We start from the raw sequence: 17,293 nt of genomic DNA, 5'->3' as shown, positions 1-17,293 counted from the left end.
ATTCCGGTGAACGCCCGGGTGGCGCCTCCATCGGATCGGTCAGAAGCGGTCGGCCCGCGCCGGGTGACCTGGCGCGTCCCCGTCGTCCATCGCCTGGAAGCGCAGGACGGTGGCGAGGAGGAAGCCGCGTACGATCCGCTCGTCGGCCAGTGGCAGGTGGTCGAGCATCGGCTCCATGTGGCTGCCCGCCGCGTCCTCGGCCTGCTCGAGCTGCCGGCGGCCCGTCTCGGTCAGCGCGAGGCGGACGAGGCGGCGGTCGGAGACGTCGCGCCGCCGTTCGATCCAGCCCGAGCGCTCGAGGTGGTCGACGGTGTGGTTGAGTGTCGAGGGGGCGACTCCACAGCGTTTGGCGAGCTCCCGCTGGGTGAGCGCCGATCCGCGTTCGAGGGAGGCGAGCACGGCCAGGCCGTGGGGGGTGAGGCCGTAGCTTCCCATGAGGCGTTGCCAGCGCATGGCGACGACGTGGCCGGCGACGGCCAGCAGGCGGGACAGCGACATGCGTTCGAGGTCGGCCTCAGAGGTGCGCACGGCAGACATTCTCCGTGCTCTGGGCCCAGAGGGCCAGCGGGATCCGGTGCCGCGGGCGCGGGAGCGATGCCGAAGGCCGCGTAGTCCGAAGCCGCGGGCTGCGGAATCCGAAGCCCGCGTGCTGCAGTGTCCGGAGGCGCGGGCTGCGGAATCCGAGGCCCGCGGGCTGCAGTGTCCGGAGGCGCGGGGCCGACGGGATCGGGAGCCGTGGGGTCTGCGGAGGGGGCCCGGCGAGGGCCGGGAAGAGCGGGGGTAGCTTTGACGCCGAACGATTCACGATCGAACGAACCGCTCTGGAACCCTCGATGACCTTGCGCTCGGCTCCTCTCCTGCCCGCGTCCGCGACCGGCTCGCCCGGCCGCCGCCGGTGGCTGGGCATGGTGGTCATCAGCCTCGGGGTCTCTCTGATCATCGTCGACGCGACGATCGTCAACGTCATGCTCCCCAGGGTCGTCGGCGAGCTGCGGCTGACCACGACCGGCGCCGAGTGGATCACCTCGATCTACTCGCTGGTGTTCGCGGCGCTGCTGATCCCGTTCGGGAGGGCGGGCGACGCGTACGGCCGGCGCAGGATGCTCGTTCTCGGCACCGTGGTGTTCGTCGCGGCGAGCCTCCTCGCCGCCCGCTCCGGCAGCGGCGCCGAACTGGTCGCGTCCCGGCTCGTGCAGGGCGTCGGCGCGTCGATGATCCTCCCGGCGGCGCTCTCCACGGTGACGGCCGTGTTCACAGGGCGGGACCGGGCGGTCGCGTTCGGGATCTGGGGGTCGCTCATCGGGGGCATGGCCGCGCTGGGTCCGCTGCTCGGCGGCTGGCTCGCGACGTCGTACGGCTGGCGGTGGGCGTTCGGCGTGAACGTGCCGCTCGGCGCGGCGATCGTCGCCGGCACGCTGCTGCTCGTCCCCGAGACACGCGATCCGGCGGTCCGCCGCGTCGGCGACTGGCCGGGCACGGTGCTGAGCACGGCCGGCCTCGCGGGCGTCGTCTTCGCGCTGATCGAGGGGCAGCGGTACGGCTGGTGGTCGGCCACCCGCCCGTTCTCCGCCGGTCCGGTCCACTGGCCCGGTGGCGGGATCTCGCCGATCCCGGTGGCCCTGGCGGGCGGGGTCCTCGCGCTGGTCGCGCTGGTCGCCGTCGAGCGGGCGCGGGCGGCGGCGGGGCGGCCGGTGGTCCTGGATCTCTCGCTGTTCCGCATCCCCGACTTCCGGCGCGGCAACGCGGCGGCCTCGCTGATCAGCGTCGGCGAGCTGGGGCTGATGTTCGTGCTGCCGCTGTTCCTCCAGGACGTGCACGGCAATTCCCCGCTGCAGGTGAGCGTGGCGATCCTGCCGCTGGCCGTGGGGACGTTCGTCGCCGGCGGGCTGTCGGCGCGCCTGTCGCGCCGCCTCGGCGCGGCCCGGATGCTGCAGGCCGGCATGGCCCTGGAGGTGGCCGCGGCGGCGCTGATCGGCCTGACCACGCGCGCGGACACCACGGGGTTCCAGCTGGCGCCGTGGATGCTGGTGTACGGCATCGGCCTGGGCCTGACGACCGGGCAGCTCACCCGGATCGTGCTGCGCGACGTCCCGTCCGCCAGCGCGGGCCTCGCCTCCGGGACCCAGTCCACGGCGCGCCAGGTCGGGTCGGCGCTCGGGATCGCGCTGATCGGCGCGGTGTTCGCGGTCGGGCTGAGCCACGCGATGACGGCGCGGCTGCGCGACGCGGGGCTGCCCGCCGGGCAGGGCGCGGCGTACGCGGAGCGGTTGCGCGACAGCGCGGGCACCTTCGCGCGTGATCTGCGCCACGAGGATCCCCGGCTGTCCCGGGCCGCCGACGAGAGTCTGGCCGTCGCGACCGACCGCGCGGCCTTCGCCACGGCGGGTCTGCTGGCCGTCGGTCTGCTGCTGACCCTGAGGCTGCGTCGCGGCGCCGATCCGGATCGGGAAGAATCACCCGCATGATCATCGCCTCCGAGAAAGGTCGATAGTGGCGACCCTCTCCCAGTGGGTCGCCGGGTCGCGACCCCGAACCCTCCCCAACTCCATCGTTCCCGTCGCCGTCGGCACCGGCGTGGCGATCGGTTACGACCACTTCGTGTGGTGGCGGGCGCTGCTGGCGCTGTTCGTCTCCCTGCTGCTGCAGATCGGGGTGAACTACGCCAACGACTACAGCGACGGCATCCGCGGCACCGACGAGGTCCGGGTCGGGCCGATGCGGCTGGTCGGCCAGAAGGTCGCGCCGCCGAAGCAGGTCCTCGCCGCGGCGCTCGGCTGCTTCGCGCTCGCCGCGGTGGCCGGGCTCGTCCTCGCCGCGGTCACGAGCTGGTGGCTCATCCTGATCGGCGCGGTGGCGATCGCGGCGGCGTGGTTCTACACCGGGGGCTCGCGCCCGTACGGCTACCGGGCGCTGGGCGAGCTGTCGGTCTTCGTGTTCTTCGGCCTCGTCTCCGTGGTCGGCACGGCGTACGTGCAGCTCGAGAGCCTGCCGTGGGCGGCGTGGGTGGCCTCGATTCCGGTCGGGCTGCTCTCGTGCTCGATGCTCGTCGTGAACAACCTGCGCGACATCCCCACGGACACCGCGTCCGGCAAGCGCACCCTCGCGGTGCTGCTCGGCGACCGGCGTACGCGCCTGCTGTACGCCGGGTGCGGCGTCGCGGCGTTCGCGTCCGTCGTCATCGTCGCGTTCTCCCGGCCGTGGGCGCTCCTGGCGCTGCCGTCGGCGCTGTGGGCCGTCGCACCGAACCGCCGGGTGCTGGGCGGCGCGAAGGGTCCCGCGCTGATCCCCGTGCTCGGGGAGACCGGCCGCCTGCAGATCATCTTCGGCGCGCTCTTCACGATCGGACTGGCCCTCTAGAGGGGATTCGCGGCCGGGCGCTCCGTGCCCGTGACTCATGTCACTCGGTCGGGGGAATAGTTGAAGCTTCAACCAGTGTTCTCACCTGGCGTCGGTGGAACGATCCACCGGACGTGTCGAAGGAGGAGTGACCGTGAGCGACGTGCTGAGCATCGACCCCACCGTCCAGGACCTGCTGTTCCGCGAAGCCCGTACGGCGAACGCCTTCACCGACGAACCGGTGTCGGAGGAGCAGGTGCGCGCCATCTACGACCTCGTCAAGTGGGCGCCCACCGCGATGAACACCCAGCCCCTGCGCGTCGTGCTGGTGCGCTCGCCCGAGGCCCGCGAGCGCCTCGTCACGCACATGGCCGAGGGCAACAAGGCCAAGACCGCGGCGGCGCCGCTGGTGGCGGTCCTCGCCGCCGACAGCGACTTCCACGAGCACCTGCCAACGATGTTCCCCCACAAGCCGGACGCCAGGGACGGCCTGCACGGCGTGCCGGAGGTCCGTTCCCGGATGGCCGCGTTCAACGGCGCGATCCAGGTCGGCTACTTCATCGTCGGCGTGCGCGCCGCCGGGCTGGCGGCCGGGCCGATGGCCGGCTTCGACGCCGAGGCGGTCGCCAAGGAGTTCTTCCCGGGCGGCGGCCACCAGGTGCTGGCCGTCGTGAACATCGGCAGGCCCGGCCCGAACGCCTGGTTCCCGCGCAACCCGCGCCTGGAGTACGACCAGGTCGTCACCACCGTCTGACCTCGCAGCCGCCCTGGGGCGACCCATGGGACCGCCGGCCCGGCCGCCACCCGTCTCACGCGACCGCCCGGGCCGGCGCGGCCCACGGCCTCCGGCCTCTCAGGTGAGGCCCGCCGCCCGGCAGGCCGCCGCGACCTCCGGGGTGCAGATGGCGGGCACGGTCCAGAACCCGTCCTTCACCACCGTCTCCCGGATGTTGGACCGGTCGACGGCGACCGGGCTGATGATCGAAGCGGGCACGGAATGGCCGGTCGGGTTGGAGACGGTGCGGTTGGACGGCGGCCTCTTCCCGGTGCCGAGGGCGACGGCCGACCGGACGGCGTTCTTCGCCTCCTGCCTGATCGGCTTGTACACCGTCATCGTCTGGGTGCCCAGGAGGATCCGCTGGATGGCGTCGAGCCCGGCGTCCTGGCCGGTGAGCGGCGTGCCCCGCCGGACCCCGGTCTTGCGCATCGCCACGCTGACGCCACCGGCCATGCCGTCGTTGGCGCAGTACACGCCCACGATGCGGGCCGGACCGAGCATCATGAAGGCGGTGGCCGCCTCGGCCGCCGCGAGATCGGGCCGCCAATCCGGAGTGTCGTACGACCTGGCGATCTTGACCTTGCCCCGGAGCACGGACAGTGCCCCCTTCTTGAACTCGGCGGTGTTCGGGTCGGTCGGCGAACCGTTGATCATCACCGTGTCGCCGCGCCTCGGATGGCCGCCCTTCCTGATGGCGGCGAGCAGCGCCTTGCCCTGTTCCCGGCCGACCTGCACGTTGTCGAATGAGGTGTAGGCGTCCACCGGCCCGGCGGGAAGGCGATCGTACGCGACGATCTTGACTCCCCTCCGGTGCGCCCTGGTCACCGCCGACGCGATCGCCTTGTCGTCGACGGATTCGAGGATGATGACCTTCGCGCCTTTGATGATCATCAGGTCGACCTGCTGGAGCTGCAGGCCCAGATCGTTGTTCGCGCTGCCGAAGAAGAACCGGCACTTCGGGCACTGCGCGGCGAGTTCCTCCTGGACGTAGCGGCGATCACGGTCGGTGCGCTCGCCCACTCCGGGCAGCAGCAGGCCGACCCCGAAACCGCGCTCGGCGGAGGCGATGGCGCCGAGATCCTGGGCCTGTCCGACGCTTCCGCAGGCGGCCGTCCCGTACAGCGCGCCGAGCGTGACGCCGCCGACGGCGCCCCGAACGAGTCGTGCTCTCATCACGCCCCCGAATACCGGCGTCGCCCGGTTTATCGCGGCACCCGACGCGCCCCGGCCAGAAAAGACATCTCCGCAGGTCACAAGCGTACGCATCCCGCCGCCACGGTCGGCCGGTGGGCACCCCACGCACGCACCCTTCGGCTCGCTTCTGCGAGCAGACCGAGCGCAGGCCCTACGTATTTGCGAGCGGTACGGGGGTGATTTGTCGCATCTGCGGCGACTACACTGATCTACGTGACGGCGTTCCGGATCAGCGAGGTCGCGTCCCTGCTCGGCGTCAGCGCCGACACGGTGCGCAGGTGGATCGACTCCGGAAGACTGCCGGCACGGCGCGACGAGCAGGGCCACCGGATCGTCTCGGGAGCCGATCTGGCGGCCTTCGTCCGCTCCCCCGCCGACCGGAACGGCGCGCCGCCGTCCTCGGCCCGCAACCGGCTGCGCGGCATCGTCACCGAGGTCGTACGCGACGGGGTGATGGCACAGGTCGAGATCCAGGCCGGACCGTTCCGCGTCGTCTCCCTGATGAGCCGGGAGGCGGCCGACGAGCTCGGCCTGGAACCCGGCGTGGTCGCCGTCGGAGTCGTCAAGTCCACCAACGTCGTCGTGGAGCTGCCCCAGTGATCGGTCATCGCACCACCCTCCGGACCGCCTCGATCGTCGCGCTCGTGGGCGCCCTCCTGGCCGGCTGCGGCGACAAGGGCGTCAAGCACGGACCCGGCAAGCAGGTCGGCGGACGGACGATCGTCGTCTTCGCCGCGGCCTCCCTCACCGAGACGTTCACCGCGCTGGGCAAGACCTTCGAGGCGAGCCATCCCGGGGTGAAGGTGAAGTTCAACTTCGGCGGCAGCTCGGCGCTGGCCCAGCAGATCGACCAGGGCGCGCCGGCCGACGTGTTCGCCGCGGCCAGCCCCGCCACGATGCAGCAGGTCACCGGCGCCGGCCGGGCGTCAGGGCCGCGCGTCTTCGCGCGCAACCGCCTGGAGATCGCCGTTCCCCCTGCGAATCCGGCCAAGGTGACGGCCTTGAAGGACCTCACGAACTCCAAGGTCAAGGTCGTGCTGTGCGCCCCGCAGGTGCCCTGCGGCGCGGCGGCCCTCAAGGCGCTGAAGGCCGCCGGCCTCACCGTGAAGCCGGTCTCCCAGGAGCAGGACGTCAAGGCCGCCCTCACCAAGGTCCGGCTGAACGAGGCCGACGCCGCCCTGGTCTACCGCACGGACGTCAAGGCGGCGGCCGGGCAGGTCAAGGGCATCGACTTCCCCGAGGCCGCCAAGGCGATCAACGACTATCCGATCGCGGCGATCAGTAAGGCGCCGCAGCCCGCCCTGGCCCAGGAGTTCGTCCAGACGGTGCTCTCGCAGCAGGGGCAGACCACCCTGCTCCAGGCGGGGTTCGAACGGCCATGAACCGCCGGGCGCCGTGGGTGCTGGTGCTGCCGGCGCTCCTCGGCCTCGCCTTCCTGGTCCTCCCCCTCGCCGGTCTGCTGGTGCGCGCGCCGTGGTCGACGCTCGGCACCCGCCTGGCCCGGCCCGAGATCCTCGACGCTCTCCGGCTGTCACTGGTCACCGCGACGCTCGCGACCCTGCTCTGCCTGCTCGTCGGGGTGCCTCTGGCCTGGGTGCTGGCCCGGGTGGACTTCCCCGGTCGGCGGCTGGTGCGCGCGCTCGTCACCGTCCCGCTCGTGCTTCCGCCGGTGGTCGGCGGCGTCGCCCTGCTGCTCGCCCTGGGACGCAACGGCCTGGCGGGGCGCTGGCTGGACCGCTGGTTCGGCGTGACGCTGCCCTTCACGACCGCGGGCGTCGTGGTGGCCGAGGCGTTCGTGGCCCTGCCGTTCCTGGTGATCAGTGTGGAGGGCGCGGTCCGCGCCGCCGACCTGCGCTATGAGGACGCCGCGGCGACGCTCGGCGCGACCCGGTGGACGACGTTCCGGCGCGTCACCCTGCCCCTGATCGCGCCGGGAGTGGGCGCGGGGGCCGTGCTGTGCTGGGCGCGGGCGCTCGGGGAGTTCGGCGCCACGATCACCTTCGCCGGGAACTTCCCCGGCCGTACGCAGACGATGCCGCTCGCGGTCTACCTGGCGCTGGAGAACGACCCGCAGTCCGCGATCGTGCTCAGTCTCGTGCTGCTGGCCGTCTCGGTGATCGTGCTCACCGGGCTCCGGGGACGATGGGTCTCGTGATCGACGCCCGTCTCGTCGTACGGCAGGGAGCCTTCACCCTCGACCTGGCGCTGACCGCCGCGCCGGGCGAGGTCGTCGCGCTGCTGGGCCCGAACGGCGCGGGCAAGACCACGGCCCTGCGCGCGCTCGCCGGCCTGACGCCCCTGTCGGAGGGGCACATCGACGTCGACGGGGAGCCGTGGCACGACCGGCCCGCCGAGCGCCGCCCGATCGGCGTCGTGTTCCAGGACTACCTCCTGTTCCCGCACCTGTCCGCGCTGGAGAACGTCGCGTTCGGACCGCGCTGCCAGGGGATGCGCCGGCGCGAGGCGCGGCGGCTGGCCGCCGAGTGGCTGGACCGGGTCGGCCTCGCCGACCAGGCTGCCCGCAAGCCGCGCACCCTGTCGGGCGGACAGGCGCAGCGGGTCGCGCTGGCCCGCGCGCTGGCCGTACGGCCCCGGCTGCTGCTGCTCGACGAGCCGCTGTCCGCCCTGGACGCGCACACTCGGCTCGGCGTCCGCGCCGGGCTGCGCCGCCACCTCGCCGACTTCGAGGGGACCGCCGTCCTGGTCACGCACGACCCCCTCGACGCGATGGCCCTGGCCGACCGGCTCGTCGTGATCGAGAACGGGAGCGTCGTGCAGGAGGGAGACCCGGCGCACGTCGCCCGCCACCCGCGGACCGACTACGTGGCCCGCCTGGTCGGCCTCAACCTCTACCGGGGAACGGCCCGCGGCCACACCGTCGCCATCGGCACCGAGGGCGTGCGCTTCGACGCGGCCGAGGCCCTGGACGGCGAGGTCTTCCTGGCGTTCCCGCCGTCGGCCGTCGCGCTGTTCCGTACGCGCCCGGACGGCAGCCCGCGCAACCTTTGGCAGGCGACGGTCGGCGGTTTCGAACCCCACGCCGACCAGATAAGGATCTACCTGGAGGGTCCGGTGCGCGCGTCCGCCGACGTGACGCCCGCCGCGCTGGCGGAGCTCCGCCTGGCCGAAGGCGACCCGGTGTGGGCCGCGGTCAAGGCCGCCGAGACACATGCATATCCGGCCTGACGGCGACACGCGCATATCTGCCCCGACGGCGCGTTGTGCCCGGTAATAGGCGATGGGCCGCCCTAAAGTGGCCCGCATGCCCCCCAAGCCGCGCGTCGCCGTCCTCGGGTGCGTCCCCCGGCCGCGCGTCGCCGTCTTCGTCGCGATCGCCCTGGCACTGGCCGGATGCGGCGTCGCCGCCGGCGACGAGCGCATCACGCTGAAGGTGCTCGCCGCGTCCTCACTGACCGAGGCGTTCGAGGAGCTCGGGACGGCGTACAACGCGGCCGAGCGGGACGTGACCGTGCGGTTCGAGTTCGCCGGCTCGCAGGATCTCGCGCTGGACATCGAGGACCATGAGCCGGCCGACGTGCTGGCCACCGCCGACGGGGCGTCGATGGACCCGGTGGCGACGAAGGTCTCCGGCCGCCGTCTCTTCGCCTACAACTCCATGACCATCGCCGTCGCCCCCGGCAATCCCCGGCAGGTCCAGGGGCTCGCCTCGCTCGCCGACCGCCGGCTGCGCGTGGTCCTGGGCGGGCCGATCGTCCCGGTGGGCCGGTACGCCGCGCAGGTCCTGGCCAAGGCGGGCGTCACGGTACGGCCGAGGTCGGAGGAGGCCGACGCGCGAACCGTGCTCACCAAGGTCCGTACGGGCGAGGCCGACGCGGGGATCGTCTACGTGACCGACATGCGGTCGGCCGGGATCTCGGCGAGCAGCGTCCCGATCCCGGCGCAGCAGAACGTCACCGCCACCTACTTCGCCGCCGCCGTACGCGGCAGCGCCCACGGAACGGCCGGAAAGGCGTTCGTCGCCTGGCTCGGCTCCCCCACCGCCAAGACGATCCTGCGTAAGTACGGCTTCCCCACTCCGTGACCCAGGCGTAAAACCGCCCGGATAGCCTTGTCCGGAAATAGGCCTGTTAAGGAGCGTGAAGTGGCCGGAGAGTCAACGCGGCGGCGCGAGTCCCCCGCCCCGCCGCGGAAGGACCCGAAGAAGCCCTGGCGCTCCGAGGGCGTCCCCGACCGGCAGAGCCCGCAGTCACCCGGCAACGGGCGGATGCGGCCGAACCGCCTCTGGATCTTCTGGCTGCTGCTCGCGCTGATCTTCGGGTCGAGCTACCTGTCGGCGTTCATGTCCGGGCAGAAGGCCGAGATCACGGTCCCGTACACCGAGTTCACCAAGCAGGTGGAGGCCGGGAACGTCAAGGACATCTACACCAAGGGCTTCTCCATCCAGGGAGAGCTGAAGAGCTCGCAGCCGCAGCCCGACGGCAAGGGCAAGAAGTACCGCGACTTCCGGACCGAGCGGCCCTCCTTCGCCCAGGACCAGGTCTACGCCGACATGGTGGCCAAGGGCGTGGTCATCCAGGCCAAGCCGATCAACGAGCCGCGCGGGCTGCTGTCCAGCCTCGTGATGTCCCTGCTGCCCACCCTGCTGTTCGTGGGCCTGTGGGTGGCCGCGATGGTGTGGATCTCCCGGCGGGCCGGTGGCGGCGGAGTCCTGGGCAGCCTGAAACGGACGCCGAAGCCCGTCGGCGCCGACGCCAAGCGGGCGACCTTCGAGGACGTCGCCGGCATCGACGAGGTCGAGAACGAACTGACCGAGGTCGTCGACTTCCTCAAGCACCCCGACAAGTACCGGCGGCTCGGCGCGAAGATCCCGCGCGGGGTGCTGCTGACCGGCCCGCCCGGCACCGGCAAGACCCTGCTCGCGCGCGCCGTAGCCGGTGAGGCGGACGTCCCCTTCTACTCCGCCGCCGCGTCGGAGTTCGTCGAGATGGTCGTCGGCGTGGGCGCGGCCCGCGTACGCGAGCTGTTCGAGGAGGCGCGCAAGACGGCCCCGTCGATCATCTTCATCGACGAGATCGACACGATCGGCCGGGCGCGCGGCGCCGGCAGCTTCGGCGGCAACGACGAGCGCGAGCAGACGCTCAACCAGATCCTCACGGAGATGGACGGCTTCAGCGGGTCGGAGGGCGTCGTCGTCATCGCCGCGACGAACCGCCCCGACGTGCTGGACGCCGCCCTGCTGCGCCCGGGACGGTTCGACCGCCAGATCGCCGTCTCCCCGCCCGACCTGGACGGCCGGGTGCAGATCCTGAAGGTGCACACCAAGGGCCTGCCGCTCGCCCCGGACGCCGACCTCACCGCGATCGGCAAGATGACGCCGGGCATGACCGGCGCCGACCTGGCCAACCTCGTGAACGAGGCGGCACTGCTGGCGGTCAAGCGCGAGCGCGACACGATCGGCCGGGGGGAGTTCACCTCCGCGCTGGACAAGGTGCAGCTCGGCACGGCGCGCGGCATCGTGATCCCCGAGGAGGAGCGCCGCCGCACCGCGTACCACGAGTCCGGGCACGCGGTCCTGGGCATGCTGTTCCCCGGCGCGGACCCGGTCCGCAAGATCACGATCGTGCCGCACGGGCGGGCGATGGGCGTGACGGTGTCGACCCCGGACGGCGACCGGTACGCCTACGACCGCGACTACCTGCGCGGCCGGATCATCGGCGCGCTCGGCGGGATGGCCGCCGAGGACGTCGTCTTCGGCGTCGTCACGACGGGCGCGGAGAGCGACCTGGAGCAGGTGACGCGGATCGCCCGCTCGATGGTCGGCCGGTGGGGCATGTCGGAGAAGGTCGGGCGGCTATCGGTGCTGCCGTCGGACGGCGGGGACCCGGCCGGGGGGCAGTACCTCGCCCCGGAGACGCTGAACGCGGTCGACGAGGAGACCCGCCGGATCGTGGACGAGTGCTACGCCGAGGCCGTCCAGACGCTCCGCGAGAACCGCGACAAACTGGACGCGCTGACCGAGGCCCTGCTGGAGAAGGAGACCCTCGACGAGATCGAGGCGTACGCCGCGGCCGGCGTCGACCGGCGCCCGGCGCCCAGCGAGGTGGGGGCCTGACCCGGCTCAGACGTAAAGCACCGAGACGTCGTATTTCTGCACCATCGCGTCGTGGGTTACCAGGGTCAGCCCCTCGGACTGCGCCTGCGCTACGAGCATCCGATCGAATGGATCCCGGTGGATGGAGGCCAGCCTTCCGGCGGCCATGGCATGGCGCGCCGTTATCGGAAGCTCCCGCAGATCGCAGGCTGCCACCTGCTCCGGAATATCGGCGGGTCCCAGCTTGCCGGTCGCCTGCTTGATCGCCAGCTCCCATATGCTCGCCGCACTCACGAAGACGTCAGGCTCCGTATCGATCTGGTCCTTGACCCCGTCCGCGAGCTCCGGCGCGTCGATCAACCACCAAAGGACGACATGCGTATCGAGCAGCAACCTCACGGCTAAAGTCCGAACTCTGCGGCGATAGCGGCGTTCGTCTCCTCGGAGTCCCAGTCGTCGGCAAGAACGAGCCTGCCGCGCAACGAGCCCCGCCCCTTGCGATGGACCTGAGCGGACAGAGGCACCACCTTGGCCACCGGCTTCCCTGCACGGCTGATGATGACCTCTTGGCCTTCCTCCACCCGGTCGATGATCCGGGACAGATGTGTCTTGGCCTCGTGGATGTTGAACTGCTCGACCGTCCCCTTGGACATGAGCACCTCCTTTGTGACCAGACTAAGTCTAGTCCGCTTAGCCAGAGAGTACAGTGACCTCAACCGGCATCACGCACTTCGAGCGAGATCAGCAGTCCTCAGGCGGACGACGCCCTGGTCGGCTCAGAACCCGTACTGGCGCTGCGGGTCGTCCGGCCGCCACTCCACGAGGACGGTCGTGGCGTCGTCGGCCAGGCGGCCGTGCTGGAAGTCGAGGATGGCGCGGTTCAGGCGGCGCAGCGTCTCGGAGGCGGGCATGCCGGCCGCGCTGTGCCGGATGACGAAGTCGCCGAGGCGCCGCACGCCGAACTGCGTGCCGTCGGCGGCCCGCCCCTCGACGACGCCGTCGGTGTAGAGCAGGAGGCGGTCGCCGGGCTGCAGGTGCTCGGTGTGGACGGGCGGAGGTGCCGCCAGGTCCAGGTCGTGCCGGTCCTCGGGCAGGCCGAGCGGCAGCCGTGGCCGGCGGAACAGCTCCTTGATCACCTTGTTGTCCCGGATCAGCAGCGGCGGCGGGTGCCCGCAGGCGATCCAGCGGAACCGGCCGGTGGTGACGTCCAGGTCGCACAGCAGTGCGGTCGCGAATCGTGAGCCGCCGAACTGGCCCGCGATCGCGTGGTCGGCGCGTGCCACGAGCTCGGGGAGGTCACCGCCGGCGCGCCGGGTGTTCCGGCAACTGGCCATGGCCACACTGGCGATCAGGCCGGCCGGCAGGTCGTGCCCGACGGCGTCGAACACCGCGACGTGCAGGTTGTCGCCGAGCAACGCGTAGTCGTACGCGTCACCGCCCACCCCGTACACGGGTTCGATCGCGGCGGCGATGATGACGTCGTCCGTCGCGAACGTCGGCGGCGCCATGAACGCCCAGACCATCTCGGCCTGCAGTGCCATCGGCTGCGTCCGCCGCACCTGTGCGTGGGCGTCGCTGTAGGCGCTCTTGCTCACCACGACCAGCCCGGCGAAAGAGGCGAGCGCACGGCAGCGGCCGATCATGGCCTCGCTCACGTCGCCGACGACGAGCTCCAGGACACCCAGCCGTTCGGTGCCGTCCATGAGCGGCAGCCAGATGTGATGCCGCCCGACCGGGTCCGGAGCACCGTACTGGATCTCGATGGTCCGGAACGCCCGCCCGGCGAGGGTCGAGTCGATCGGCAGCTCGGGCAGTGGCGAGCCGTCCGCTCCGGGTATGGCCCGCAGGTACTGCCGCCCGAGGTCGGCGAGGTAGATCGTGGCTCCCTGGACGCCGAAGGGCCGCGCGTACTCGACCAGTGTGTCGGCGACGGCGCCCGGCCGGAGCAGATGCGCGCGGCTCAGCAGCTCCGCGATGGCCTTTCCCACCATCCCGTCCATCTCGTCGATGTCGGGCCTCCGCGGGGTCGACGTCATCGGGACGGGCCTCCCCGGCTGACTCGAGCGCCCTCCGTCGCCGGGTATGTCCGGGCGGCGACGGTCGGGCATGCGTACTCACGAGACGGTGCACAGGTCACGACTGGAATCCCCTCAGGCACTTGCGGGATGGACCATAGGTGGCCGCGTCTTGACCACACCGTCGGCCGCCGGTTGCGGCCGTGCCCAACGCCTACCCGGAGGACATTTGCGATAAACCGGTACGATCACCCACTCACGGTGCCGATGACTCGCCGGACACGCGGCGGGTCGAAGTGCGCACGGATGCCCAACGGAGCGACAATGTTCGCCGCAGCGAACACTTCCCCCGTACGGAGTTCATCCTGTGGGCCTCGCCGACCTCGACAACGCCGATCTCGTCACGGGTCCCCCCGGTGGCGACCAGGCTCTCTGGCTCGTGGCGGACGACTGGGCACCGGAACGCGAGGCCCTCGACTACGTCCAACTCATGATCAAGGTGGCCGCCGCACTGGCGCACGCCGAGCGGCTCAGCGGGGAGGGACACCGCTCCACCGTTCTCGTGCACAGCACCGGCGAGCCGCCCGGGAGCGTCCTGCAGTTCCTGTGGGACCGCGACATCGCGGCGACGATCGGCAGCGCCCTGCGCCCGCGCCCGGCCACCGGGCGGCCGGCCCGCTTCCCCAACCTGCTCGACGGCTCACCGGACCTGGGGACGCTGCAGGGCGCGAACGCCGACCGCTTCGCCGCCCAGCACGGGCTCGACGGCTCGGTCGAGTCGCTGGAACTCCTCGACGACGCGCTGGAGGAGCGACGCCGCCTCCACGGCCTGCGCGCCGACGACGAGGACGAGAAGTTCACCGACGGCGACCTGACCGTCCTCGCCGGCGCGTACGCGGGCGAGGTCCTGCGGCGGCACACCCGGGAGGCCGCCTGGTGGTTCGGGCCACCGGGCCGCTCAGGACCCCTGCACCTGCGAGCCGGACTCGGCCACGGCACCCGCGTCGACGTACTCGGACGCGTCCGCGCCTACCTCCGGCACGGCTCCCGCGAGTCCCTGCACGCGCTGGTCGAGACGCTGCTCACCCGCCTCAACGCCTGACCACGCCCTGTGAAGGCCGTCCCCGGTGAGTTCACCGCCGCAGGTCGCGGTCCAGGAACCAGGCGGTGATCTCGGCGGGGTACGTCTCGATCGTGACCAGCGTGTGCCCGCCGGGCGTGAAGGCGGCCACCAGGGGGCTCGGATCCTCCATTTGGCGTGTCCACAACGCACGGCCCTGGCCGTCGATCACCGTGGCGGCCTCTTCCGAGGTGAACAGGGCGCGCGGCCCGTCCGGCGACCAGGTGATGGCCTGGCACGTTCCCTCGGCCGGCACGCGCCCGGTCGATCGTCCAACGAGTTCCAGGCCGCCGTCGCCGCCGACGGCGACCGTGTCGCCCTCCGGTGAAAGCGCGAGCGGGCCGGCGCCGGGCAGGGCCGTACGGTGCCGGGCCGTCACCTCCCCGTCGGGCAGCCGGTGAATCAGCACGTCACCGTCCGGTCCGACGAGGGCGAGCCGGGAACCGGAGTGGTCCAGAACGGCGCCTCCGGCGACGACCGTGGCCGTGGCCGTGGTGAACATGACGTCGCCGGTCTCGGCGTCGGCCACCACGACATTCCGCTCCACGGTTTCATCCCATGGAGAGGCGGAACTCACGGCCACGATCAGCCGCCCGTCCCCGCTGAAGCCGATGTGGGAGTATCCCGCCCCCTCCGCGCCGGTCCGCCACGAGCCTGCGGCCCACAGTCGTTCCGGTCCCGGGACGCGCCAGACGATCACCTGCCGGTCGAACCTGCCCGCGGTCGCGAGGAGCGAGCCGTCCGGGCTGACGGCCACGTCCTCGCCCCAGCCGATGTAGTGAGCGTCCTCTTGGACGCCGTCGGTCTCCCACGCTCCGGTCTCGGCGTCGAACACCTCCAGCCCGCCGCTGGAGCTGTTGCCCTCGGCCTCAGAGACGAGCGCCGTCCAGCGCAGGTCCGGGCTGGTCCCGATCGCGTTGAAGCCGTTGAAGAAACCCTCGTCGCCCACGGCCGAGGTGCCGTAGAACTCCTCGTACGCGTCGGGATCCTCCATGTCACGCATCTCGCAATCTCCGTACAGGACGCGGTGGTCGGCCAGGAGAAAGCACGGCGCCCACTCGCCCCGGGAGCGCCGCTCCCACCAGCGGTATGGCATCGGGCGCCGACCTGGCCAGCCGGCCAAGTCCTCGATCAGCGCCCGGACTTCGTCCTCCGGCAGGTCCTCGGCATGGCGGGTGATCTCATCCCACGCCTCGAACTCGCGACCATCGTCGGCCATGGCCTGCCACTGTTCGATCATCGGGCGCGCTTCCCCTCGATTGCGCAGATCTGTCCGGGCGGACTCGCTGCGGCTTGCCCTGGCCGCCTGGCCTCGGGGCGTGCGCGCGACCCGCAAGAAGCACGACGGCCGCCAGATCCCCGCTGGGGCAGGCGGCCGATCGTACGGCGGTCAGAGGCCGAGCAGCGACTCGATGCCGATGGTGAGACCGGACAGCTCGCCGACGCGGCGGACGGCGAGCAGCACACCCGGGCTGAACGACTCGCGGCTCAGCGAGTCGTGCCGGATCGTCAGCGTCTCGCCGTGCCCGCCCAGCAGTACCTCCTGGTGCGCGATCAGCCCGGCCAGGCGGACGGCGTGCACATGGACGCCGTCGACGTCCGCGCCCCGCGCGCCCTCCAGACCGGTCGTGGTCGCGTCCGGGGACGGGCCGACACCGGCCTTCTCCCGCGCGGCCGTGACCAGCTCGGCGGTGCGCCGGGACGTCCCGCTGGGGGCGTCCGCCTTGTTCGGGTGGTGCAGCTCGACGATCTCGACCGACTCGAAGAACGGGGCGGCCTTCTGGGCGAAGTGCATCATGAGCACCGCGCCCACGGCGAAGTTGGGGGCGATCAGGATGTTCGTCCCCGGCCGCTCCGCCAGCCACCCGCGTACGGTCGCGAGCCGCTCGTCATCGAACCCGGTCGTGCCCACGACCGCGTGCACGCCGTGCTCGGCCAGCCAGCGCAGGTTGTCCATGACCGCGTCGGGATGGGTGAAGTCGATGGCGACCTCGGCGGCCTCGAGGGGCTCCCGCGAGTCACCGGCGTCCACCGCGGCGACCAGCTCGAGGTCGTCCGCGGCCTCGACCGCCCGGCACAGCTCGGCTCCAACGCGCCCACGTGCGCCCAGCACCCCGACTTTGATCATTTGTCGTTCCTCCTGCTCGTACCGGCCTCGCCGAGCCTATCGCCGACCGGGAGGAGCCCTCTTATCAGCACGTCGAGGAAGACCTCGAACCTCGTTGGCGGATCCGACAGCGGACCGTAAGCGGCTTGGAGGATCTGGGCGACGCGTTGGATCGCATGCGGCCTACGTATTGACCGGGAGAGAGACCGCTAGCGGGGCCTTGTCCATCCAACCTGAGCGCTCGCGTTTGACCCCGGCGCTCGGCGAGCTTGCTTGTCGGCGGGGACAAGTCGGGAAAATGGTCCGGCTGGTACGAACAAGCCATCCCCCGCGCCGAAGACCTCTACGAGGAGTACCTAGAAGGAACGCCGGGTCGAGGGCAACAGCGATGACGGACTTCCCTAGGTGGAATGACGTACACGTCGACGTCGTCGCCGGAGCCGGCAGCGAACAGGGCATTTCCGAGGCCCGCAAGCGCAACCATGCCTACATTGACGGCCACCGCCTCGCCGAACGCCGCAATACGCTCGGTCTGTCGCAGACCGACGTGGCCGAGAAGATGAGCGTGTATCCGGACGGCCGCGAATATCGCGGGCCGCGGCGCGGCCGGAACCGGCCTGAGCACGACGATGAGGGAATCCGGAACGCGTCAGCACGCCCCTGCCCCGGTGCGGCACGACGACCGCGCTGA

General features: G+C 71.7%; 18 protein-coding genes. 11 read left to right on the top strand and 7 right to left on the bottom strand.

The features are described from left to right. Window positions 1-39 precede the first annotated feature (39 nt). Window positions 40-528 (bottom strand): MarR family transcriptional regulator, encoded by a 489-nt coding sequence (locus AB0I04_RS26870; RefSeq protein WP_360889862.1) that lies wholly within the window; start codon window positions 526-528, stop codon window positions 40-42. A 305-nt stretch (window positions 529-833) separates the two neighbouring features. Here AB0I04_RS26870 and AB0I04_RS26865 point away from each other — a divergent pair, with 305 nt between their 5' ends. The 3 genes from AB0I04_RS26865 to AB0I04_RS26855 all read left to right on the top strand — a co-directional run bounded on the left by AB0I04_RS26865 (window position 834) and on the right by AB0I04_RS26855 (window position 4,090). After that, window positions 834-2,465, top strand: a complete 1,632-nt coding sequence (locus AB0I04_RS26865) for an MFS transporter (protein WP_360889859.1) — start codon at window positions 834-836, stop codon at window positions 2,463-2,465. A gap of 25 nt (window positions 2,466-2,490) precedes the next feature. Beyond that, a complete protein-coding gene (locus AB0I04_RS26860; protein ID WP_360889856.1) occupies window positions 2,491-3,357 on the top strand; it encodes a 1,4-dihydroxy-2-naphthoate polyprenyltransferase in 867 nt (288 codons plus the stop codon). 133 nt (window positions 3,358-3,490) lie between these two features. Further along, window positions 3,491-4,090, top strand: coding sequence for a malonic semialdehyde reductase (locus tag AB0I04_RS26855; protein ID WP_360889854.1), 600 nt, complete (start codon window positions 3,491-3,493; stop codon window positions 4,088-4,090). Window positions 4,091-4,189: 99 nt separating this feature from the next. On the opposite strand, the gene AB0I04_RS26850 is transcribed toward AB0I04_RS26855, so the two are convergent. Continuing rightward, window positions 4,190-5,287 carry a substrate-binding domain-containing protein gene (locus tag AB0I04_RS26850; RefSeq protein WP_360889851.1) on the bottom strand — a complete coding sequence of 366 codons (1,098 nt, stop codon included), beginning with the start codon at window positions 5,285-5,287 and terminating at the stop codon, window positions 4,190-4,192. Window positions 5,288-5,521: 234 nt separating this feature from the next. Here AB0I04_RS26850 and AB0I04_RS26845 point away from each other — a divergent pair, with 234 nt between their 5' ends. The 6 genes from AB0I04_RS26845 to ftsH all read left to right on the top strand — a co-directional run bounded on the left by AB0I04_RS26845 (window position 5,522) and on the right by ftsH (window position 11,381). After that, window positions 5,522-5,908: a helix-turn-helix domain-containing protein gene (locus AB0I04_RS26845; protein ID WP_360889848.1), complete on the top strand. Its 387-nt coding sequence runs from the start codon at window positions 5,522-5,524 to the stop codon at window positions 5,906-5,908. Window positions 5,909-5,964: 56 nt separating this feature from the next. Beyond that, the gene (modA, locus tag AB0I04_RS26840; protein ID WP_360889970.1) at window positions 5,965-6,690 is read left to right on the top strand and encodes a molybdate ABC transporter substrate-binding protein; all 726 of its coding nucleotides are present in this window, start codon (window positions 5,965-5,967) and stop codon (window positions 6,688-6,690) included. Continuing rightward, complete coding sequence (locus tag AB0I04_RS26835; RefSeq protein ID WP_360889845.1) at window positions 6,687-7,463, top strand: ABC transporter permease; 777 nt, start codon at window positions 6,687-6,689, stop codon at window positions 7,461-7,463. The genes modA (AB0I04_RS26840) and AB0I04_RS26835 overlap by 4 nt, the downstream gene beginning before the upstream one ends. After that, a complete protein-coding gene (locus AB0I04_RS26830) occupies window positions 7,451-8,494 on the top strand; it encodes an ABC transporter ATP-binding protein (RefSeq protein WP_360889842.1) in 1,044 nt (347 codons plus the stop codon). The genes AB0I04_RS26835 and AB0I04_RS26830 overlap by 13 nt, the downstream gene beginning before the upstream one ends. Before the next feature lie 76 nt (window positions 8,495-8,570). After that, window positions 8,571-9,350: a molybdate ABC transporter substrate-binding protein gene (gene modA, locus AB0I04_RS26825; protein WP_360889839.1), complete on the top strand. Its 780-nt coding sequence runs from the start codon at window positions 8,571-8,573 to the stop codon at window positions 9,348-9,350. Window positions 9,351-9,410: 60 nt separating this feature from the next. Further along, the gene (ftsH, locus tag AB0I04_RS26820) at window positions 9,411-11,381 is read left to right on the top strand and encodes an ATP-dependent zinc metalloprotease FtsH (RefSeq protein WP_360889836.1); all 1,971 of its coding nucleotides are present in this window, start codon (window positions 9,411-9,413) and stop codon (window positions 11,379-11,381) included. A 6-nt stretch (window positions 11,382-11,387) separates the two neighbouring features. On the opposite strand, the gene AB0I04_RS26815 is transcribed toward ftsH, so the two are convergent. From AB0I04_RS26815 to AB0I04_RS26805, 3 genes are all read right to left on the bottom strand, one after another. After that, entirely contained in the window at window positions 11,388-11,759 is a 372-nt protein-coding gene (locus AB0I04_RS26815; protein ID WP_360889833.1) for a type II toxin-antitoxin system VapC family toxin, read from the bottom strand. A 2-nt stretch (window positions 11,760-11,761) separates the two neighbouring features. After that, complete coding sequence (locus AB0I04_RS26810; protein ID WP_360889830.1) at window positions 11,762-12,013, bottom strand: type II toxin-antitoxin system prevent-host-death family antitoxin; 252 nt, start codon at window positions 12,011-12,013, stop codon at window positions 11,762-11,764. Window positions 12,014-12,136: 123 nt separating this feature from the next. Beyond that, window positions 12,137-13,396, bottom strand: coding sequence for a GAF domain-containing SpoIIE family protein phosphatase (locus AB0I04_RS26805; protein WP_360889828.1), 1,260 nt, complete (start codon window positions 13,394-13,396; stop codon window positions 12,137-12,139). A gap of 346 nt (window positions 13,397-13,742) precedes the next feature. On the opposite strand from AB0I04_RS26805, the gene AB0I04_RS26800 reads away from it, so the two are divergent. Continuing rightward, window positions 13,743-14,477: a hypothetical protein gene (locus AB0I04_RS26800; RefSeq protein WP_360889826.1), complete on the top strand. Its 735-nt coding sequence runs from the start codon at window positions 13,743-13,745 to the stop codon at window positions 14,475-14,477. Between the two features lie 31 nt (window positions 14,478-14,508). Here AB0I04_RS26800 and AB0I04_RS26795 read toward each other — a convergent pair whose 3' ends face one another. Both AB0I04_RS26795 and dapB read right to left on the bottom strand, forming a co-directional pair. After that, complete coding sequence (locus tag AB0I04_RS26795) at window positions 14,509-15,735, bottom strand: WD40 repeat domain-containing protein (protein WP_360889823.1); 1,227 nt, start codon at window positions 15,733-15,735, stop codon at window positions 14,509-14,511. A gap of 150 nt (window positions 15,736-15,885) precedes the next feature. After that, window positions 15,886-16,623 (bottom strand): 4-hydroxy-tetrahydrodipicolinate reductase, encoded by a 738-nt coding sequence (gene dapB / locus AB0I04_RS26790; protein WP_360889820.1) that lies wholly within the window; start codon window positions 16,621-16,623, stop codon window positions 15,886-15,888. Between the two features lie 367 nt (window positions 16,624-16,990). Between dapB and AB0I04_RS26785 the strand changes: the two genes are divergently transcribed. Continuing rightward, the gene (locus tag AB0I04_RS26785) at window positions 16,991-17,293 is read left to right on the top strand and encodes a helix-turn-helix transcriptional regulator (protein ID WP_360889817.1); all 303 of its coding nucleotides are present in this window, start codon (window positions 16,991-16,993) and stop codon (window positions 17,291-17,293) included.

It is taken from the genome of Actinoallomurus sp. NPDC050550, from assembly GCF_040655075.1.
GTDB lineage: Bacteria > Actinomycetota > Actinomycetes > Streptosporangiales > Streptosporangiaceae > Actinoallomurus.
Note: the sequence above shows the minus strand (reverse complement) of the source record. Positions and strands in the feature narration are given on the sequence as shown.